The organism is Clostridium sp. (assembly GCF_036781005.1).
Taxonomy (GTDB): Bacteria; Bacillota; Clostridia; order Clostridiales; family Clostridiaceae; genus Clostridium_B.
This window is the reverse complement of record NZ_DAIQBT010000072.1, coordinates 1-5,731: the sequence shown is the minus strand read 5'-3', so window position 1 is coordinate 5,731 and position 5,731 is coordinate 1. Positions and strand designations below refer to the sequence as shown.

Annotated in this window: 5 protein-coding genes; all 5 read right to left on the bottom strand. The window is 31.2% G+C overall.

The genetic code is table 11. The features are described 5' to 3' along the window. Positions 1–60: 60 nt before the first annotated feature. Genes V7Q02_RS15700 through V7Q02_RS15680 form a run of 5 tightly spaced genes read right to left on the bottom strand, consistent with a single transcriptional unit; the run spans position 61 to position 5,655 of the window. The gene (locus V7Q02_RS15700) at positions 61–1,056 is read right to left on the bottom strand and encodes a hypothetical protein (protein WP_333862025.1); all 996 of its coding nucleotides are present in this window, start codon (positions 1,054–1,056) and stop codon (positions 61–63) included. 13 nt (positions 1,057–1,069) lie between these two features. Beyond that, positions 1,070–1,327, bottom strand: a complete 258-nt coding sequence (locus V7Q02_RS15695; RefSeq protein WP_333862024.1) for a hypothetical protein — start codon at positions 1,325–1,327, stop codon at positions 1,070–1,072. A 1-nt stretch (position 1,328) separates the two neighbouring features. Next, complete coding sequence (locus V7Q02_RS15690; RefSeq protein WP_333862023.1) at positions 1,329–3,380, bottom strand: hypothetical protein; 2,052 nt, start codon at positions 3,378–3,380, stop codon at positions 1,329–1,331. 23 nt (positions 3,381–3,403) lie between these two features. Next, entirely contained in the window at positions 3,404–4,639 is a 1,236-nt protein-coding gene (locus V7Q02_RS15685) for a hypothetical protein (RefSeq protein WP_333862022.1), read from the bottom strand. Positions 4,640–4,650: 11 nt separating this feature from the next. Continuing rightward, the gene (locus V7Q02_RS15680; RefSeq protein WP_333862021.1) at positions 4,651–5,655 is read right to left on the bottom strand and encodes a hypothetical protein; all 1,005 of its coding nucleotides are present in this window, start codon (positions 5,653–5,655) and stop codon (positions 4,651–4,653) included. Between the last annotated feature and the right edge of the window lie 76 nt (positions 5,656–5,731).

Below are 5,731 nucleotides of genomic sequence, written 5' to 3'. Positions count from 1 at the left end.
TATCATCCAGCACAACATCTTTATTTAAAGTTACACTAAAAAATTCACTCATACGTTCACCTACTCACTTATTACAAGCTGAAAATCTCTTACAGAGAAATTATGATTATCTATATTTTTAGTTATCTTTACAAATATATCTTTGCTCTGTCCCTGTACTAAATCCAAAGTTATGGTGTCAGAATATGTTGCACCATCTAAACTTAATTGAATTAGGTCATTGCTTGCAGTTTCTATTGAAATATTTAATCCGGTATAATCTACAGTATCTACATTTTTAATAGTTACACTTTCATCCAAATCTTTCAGTATACCAGGACTTGTATTTGTAACAACTACTCCATTATAGATTATTTCAAGCTCGTACTGGCTAAATACATATACATCTCCATATTTCAAATCCAGTAAGTCAGATCTGTATAGTTCATTACTATCAGTATCTTTGAAAACAAAATGCCCTTTAATATTGGAATCTAAAAATACCTTACACTCCATATTGCTATCAAAAACTCTGGTTTTAAGTAAATTGTTGTCTGAATCATACAGTTCACAAACAGTATTTTCAGGGAAGTTTTGTACTATTACATAAGGACTACCATACACTTTATAATTATTCAATATAAAATCTTCATTGCTGTACTTTTCAAATCCTTGTTTTGTGATATCCTCTGCAAAATTCATACCACCTATATTGTTATAGTTGATTCCATCATCACTCACATATGCCTGGATATAGTTATCCTGTTTTAGTATTTTCCAGAACTTATGTTGTTCGTCTAATTTATCATCCTTAATTCCAAAAGCGTAATCATCATTCCCTAGATATAAAATACAGTAATCATCCTGTCCCATAAAACTAAAATTTTCTTTTTCGAGTTCTATAACAAATTCACCAAAAGTAAAATTTCTTTCAATCTTATTGTTGCTAATTAACTTTACCTTTCCGGTACTAATGTCTCTGATTACATTTGCACTTCCAGCAAAATCACCAAAAGAAGAGGTCAAGAAAAAATTCTCAACCTCCAATAATCCATCTCTAACTTTTATAAGTTTCATTTAAAATCAACTCCTATACAACAGGCTGCATTGTATAATCATATGGAACAAATTCTACGACTTGTATATTTGCCATACCTGTCCCACTTGCTAACAGATCATGTACCTGGTCTAACACATGCTGGTAACAGTTTGTTGAATAGGCCTTTATAGGATCCCCTTCATCATCTATAGCTCCTCCGTAATTAAGTTCAGCCAATGAATTATTTTTAATAATTCCCCATTCCTTTTGTCTAGGGGATTTAAAATCTATTTTACTATCACTAGCCATACTACTCACCTCCAAAAATATTTTTCTTTTCTACATTCTGGGTCTCTATATAATAATACCTTTCACCCTTTATCTTATCTAAGACTTTCATTAAATCACCATTTTGAGCAACCTTATTAAAATTTCTTTCTATATCCATGGCCTTTGGATTTCTCCAAAGTGGAACTAAATTAAATTCATGATTTTTTAAATATCCTATAAGATTCGCTATAAGTGTCCCTACGGCCTGCAATCCAGTATCCAAATTTAAAAAGTATACTTTTTCTGCTTCCCATCTAATCCATCTGTAGGCCCTATAATAATCTGGATTAGGCATTGAAGTCTCTAAAGTATACCAGTCATAGATAAGCTCCATAATAAACTGCATGGATTCCTTACCTGTACTACACATCCACCCTTGTACATTATCGTGCCATGCCATAATCAAGATATTTAGTAAGTCCAGCATTATTTCAACGCTTACAGCATAGGCAGGAATGTTGTAATCTAGCCCCCAAGCATTTCCCCAATCTATAGGATGGTTGGCGAATCTAAGGTACTCATATTCCGGATTATTTAAAAGCTCCTGGTTATACTTGAAATCTTTGTTAGGAATAATTATGCTGTCTTTTGGCTCTGTGGGGTTCAGCCACCACCATCTTTTAATAACTTCTATATATTTAGAATTCTTCTCTTTATATAATTCATTTTTCAATTCATTTCTTATATAATAGTAATAAGCTTTGATTACTTCTATGTTGCTTACATCATCTATAATCTTTTCTACTGGTCTGTTATAAATATTCCATATCCTTATTTTATCTAATCCCCTATAGGTAAGTTTAAATACATCCATTTTTATCTCTTTTAATATCCCTATATAACTCTTAGAATAAATATTTTTCTCACTTCTCCTATTTAAAAATTTGCTGTTAAAATGTTTAACTATAGATTTAAAAACTATTTTCTTTAAGTACAGATGGCTGTAAATTTTATTTATATCTTTATAGGAGTATTCACGTAGAGATCTATTGTATAAGGATTTTATTATGCGATACTTAATTATTCTATGGATACCTTTATATGTTTCTACTTTATTTATATTTTTAATATTGATTCTTTTATTTAATTTTTTATCTGCCACATTAAAATTAATATCTCTTAGACCTATTCTACTAAACATACCTACAATACAGCTTCTAAGAAACTCTTTCTGAAAAGCTCTTTTAAGCCCAATATTTACATTTGACATACTTAAATCCTTTTGAGCAATCCTCTTTAAGGTTTTTAATTTAAATTTATTAATATCATACATACGGAAAGGTGTTGTTAATTTAACATCTTCTATACAAAGTTCGTGGCCTAGCCTTTCAAGATTAAAATAATCATAGAAATTTACAGACATTAACTGCTCACAAATTGAAAACATCCATATTCTATTATTTTTATAAATTCCATCTTGCCAGTATCTTGATAAATTTATACCACTTCTTATGATTAATTCCTTATTTATACCTTCCATGCTTTTAGCTTTTTCACAGTTCAAAGGGATATACTTTTCATTTTTTAAAATTTTGTGATCTATATTTAAAAACATAAAAGTATCCTCTCTACTAAGTATTACTTCCTTGCTTTTAATAAAATCAGGTTCATTTGTTTTTAGATAGGTATCAGACAATATATTTAGTTCTTTATTTATTGATCTTAAGGCTCTGTATCGTTCTATATTTATTGCGGTATTATCCCCTTTAAGGAATTTATTTCTTTTAACTATAGTTACTTTTTTACACTTGTTTACAAGTTCTTTTGTGTACTTTCTATCATAAATTTCATAGTTCTTCTTAATTAGAAAAGAACTATTTACATATTTAAATATGTTAGAATTAGAATTATTTCTAAACAGTTCTTTTCTAAATTTCTTATCAATTTCTTTAGAATTTGTCAAAGATGTCAAAGACAATGTAATTACCTCGGGTTTTGTTATTTGCCCATAAGTGTTATATTTAAATGGAGCTCCAGAGCAAATATTATTTACATAATTAAAACTACACAAGGGAATTCCGTGCAAGGGCATTTATACCACCTACTTATTCAGACCTATTCAGAGGATTTATAACACCTGATGGCAAGACAATAATTTATATTTGCACTATTGTTTAAAAAACTGAAAGGTGCTGTAATTTTAAATTTTTTATAACTCTCCTCCTGATCCGTGTCCTTTAGATATACCAGTTTGTCTGCATCATAAATGCTTGAAGCATCTCCTACAAGTACATTAATCATTTTTCCCCTTTCCATATCCACAGGATGAACTACTGTAATATCACTGAATTGATGTTTCTTATGGTCCCACCTGCTTCCTTCCACATTACACTTATCCATAAACGGATTAGTTGTATAGAAAGCCGGATAATGGGGTTGATATGGCATCCCTACTTTGTTTGCTATCATGCAAACATCTGTTACTCCTGTGGCTGTTCTAACTCCATAATAAGTTACATAATCGGGTTCAATATCAGAGCCGGTCGTTATTCCAAAATTATACTCATCATCTGTATAGGCACTGTCCTCTACTGGTTTTAAGCATCCTAGATAAGCATAGCTGGTCAAATAATTATTATATGGAGCAACATCTGCAGAAGGATCTCCTCTCAATACTAGATTTATAGAATCCTTTGTAACATTTAACCAATATTGTACTGGTAGAAAATCTTTTATTTCTGGAGATAAAGTCTTATACCAAGCTAACCTATGATTATATCTTTGCTGTATTTCAGTTGATATATCTATATCAGTGCCATCTGCATTAAGTTCTCTGGCTATTTTTATTTTTATACAGTTTAAAGACAGCTCTCCCTTCATGGCACTAACGTAGTTATTATACTCTGACGGATCGTGATATTCTCCACTTATTGCAATTTTACCCGCCATTATTCCCAAAACTTGTGCATCAGTTCTAGTACCTCCCGTAGCAGTAGAGTGCAAACTTTTAAATTTCTTTAAAGCCTGAAATTCTTCTACAGAGGTATCTTTTATATCCCTCCATATCTTTACATAAAAAGTTTTTCCATAACTTGTAGTAGTTTTTAATATGCAGGTATCATCAGGCCTATCTACTGTAAATACAGTTTGTATACCGTCAGCTAAACTTCCGTCTGTTATTAAATCTATTTGTTGCTGTGTAGTAAGTCCTATTTTATCTATACTATCTGGAACTACTAAATCCCATTTATAAATTCCGGCATTTTGGGTTATTTCAGTAACAAGGGTCTTAACCAAATTCTTTACACTGGTGTTACCCTCCACGTAATAAAAATCTTCTGTCACTGCCATGTAACTACCTCCTATTCAAATATATTCTTTCTGGTAAATATATCTGTTATTTTCTTAGTTTTTAAGTCTATACTGCATACTCCATAGCCCAGAGGACTTTTGTTTTCGACTTCAATATCATATTCTTTTAAAAGTACTACACCATAGGATCTCTTCTCATATATTTTTATATTTACAGGCTTCTTCAAAGGCACTAAATTATAGTCATGTATATATATCCTTAAAACCCTGTTGTAATGCCCTCTGACTGATATTATTTCAGGATTATCATTGCTTATATGTTCTTGGTAATCCCAATTTAAATAAAATCCATCATATGTTCTATTCCAAAAAGCCACATGCATGTCTCCCATAAACCCATGTAAATCCATGTCACAAGGTGAGCTTTCCTCCCACTGCATACGGACTGCTATATCCCAATCATTTGGTATATCATTTATATCCGGATCTGGTGGTGAAGGGTTTATTGTAGTTTCCTGCCCTTCCAGGTATTCTAGATCAACTAAAGTTTGTCTGCTGTTGCCACTATTATTATGCAAAATAAAAGAAACAGGAGTATTGGCATTTACTTTATAGTAAGTGTTAAAGTATTTATGCTCCCCTATTTCCTTGGTAGTGGCACCATCTATTATTTTTTCTTTATCTATAATCAAACTGTATCTATCATTCTTTTTCCATCCGGTTTGGTTGAAGTGCAATCCTGTTAAAAATATATCCTTATCAAAAACAAAATCCTGCTTATAATCACTTATAATTGCAGGAATATCAATTAAAGCTCCCTGGACTTTTTGGGTACCATCATATTTATACATTATAAATTGTTCTATTCTGTTCCTTAGTCCCCTATACTTTTCATCTGGTAGCAAGTCTTCTATTTCACTCAAAAGCGCTTTAATCTCCTGTATGTCCAATTGTGGGTATTTATCCTTCATTGCATCATCTATAATCTGGATTAAATCTCTTCTAAGTTCATCTGTCAATTCGTCAAAGTTTATAACATATCTAGGTAAACCCATCTTTACGAATCCTCCAAAATCTTAAAGTCCACCCACAGTATTTTTGAAGAACTACTGACGTTGTTAAATACAAAGT

Coding starts and splice junctions, on each gene's coding strand:
- V7Q02_RS15685 (WP_333862022.1), bottom strand. CDS start 4,639: ATGGCAGTGACAGAAGATTTTTATTACGTGGAGGGTAACACCAGTGTA.
- V7Q02_RS15695 (WP_333862024.1), bottom strand. CDS start 1,327: ATGGCTAGTGATAGTAAAATAGATTTTAAATCCCCTAGACAAAAGGAA.
- V7Q02_RS15700 (WP_333862025.1), bottom strand. CDS start 1,056: ATGAAACTTATAAAAGTTAGAGATGGATTATTGGAGGTTGAGAATTTT.
- V7Q02_RS15690 (WP_333862023.1), bottom strand. CDS start 3,380: ATGCCCTTGCACGGAATTCCCTTGTGTAGTTTTAATTATGTAAATAAT.
- V7Q02_RS15680 (WP_333862021.1), bottom strand. CDS start 5,655: ATGGGTTTACCTAGATATGTTATAAACTTTGACGAATTGACAGATGAA.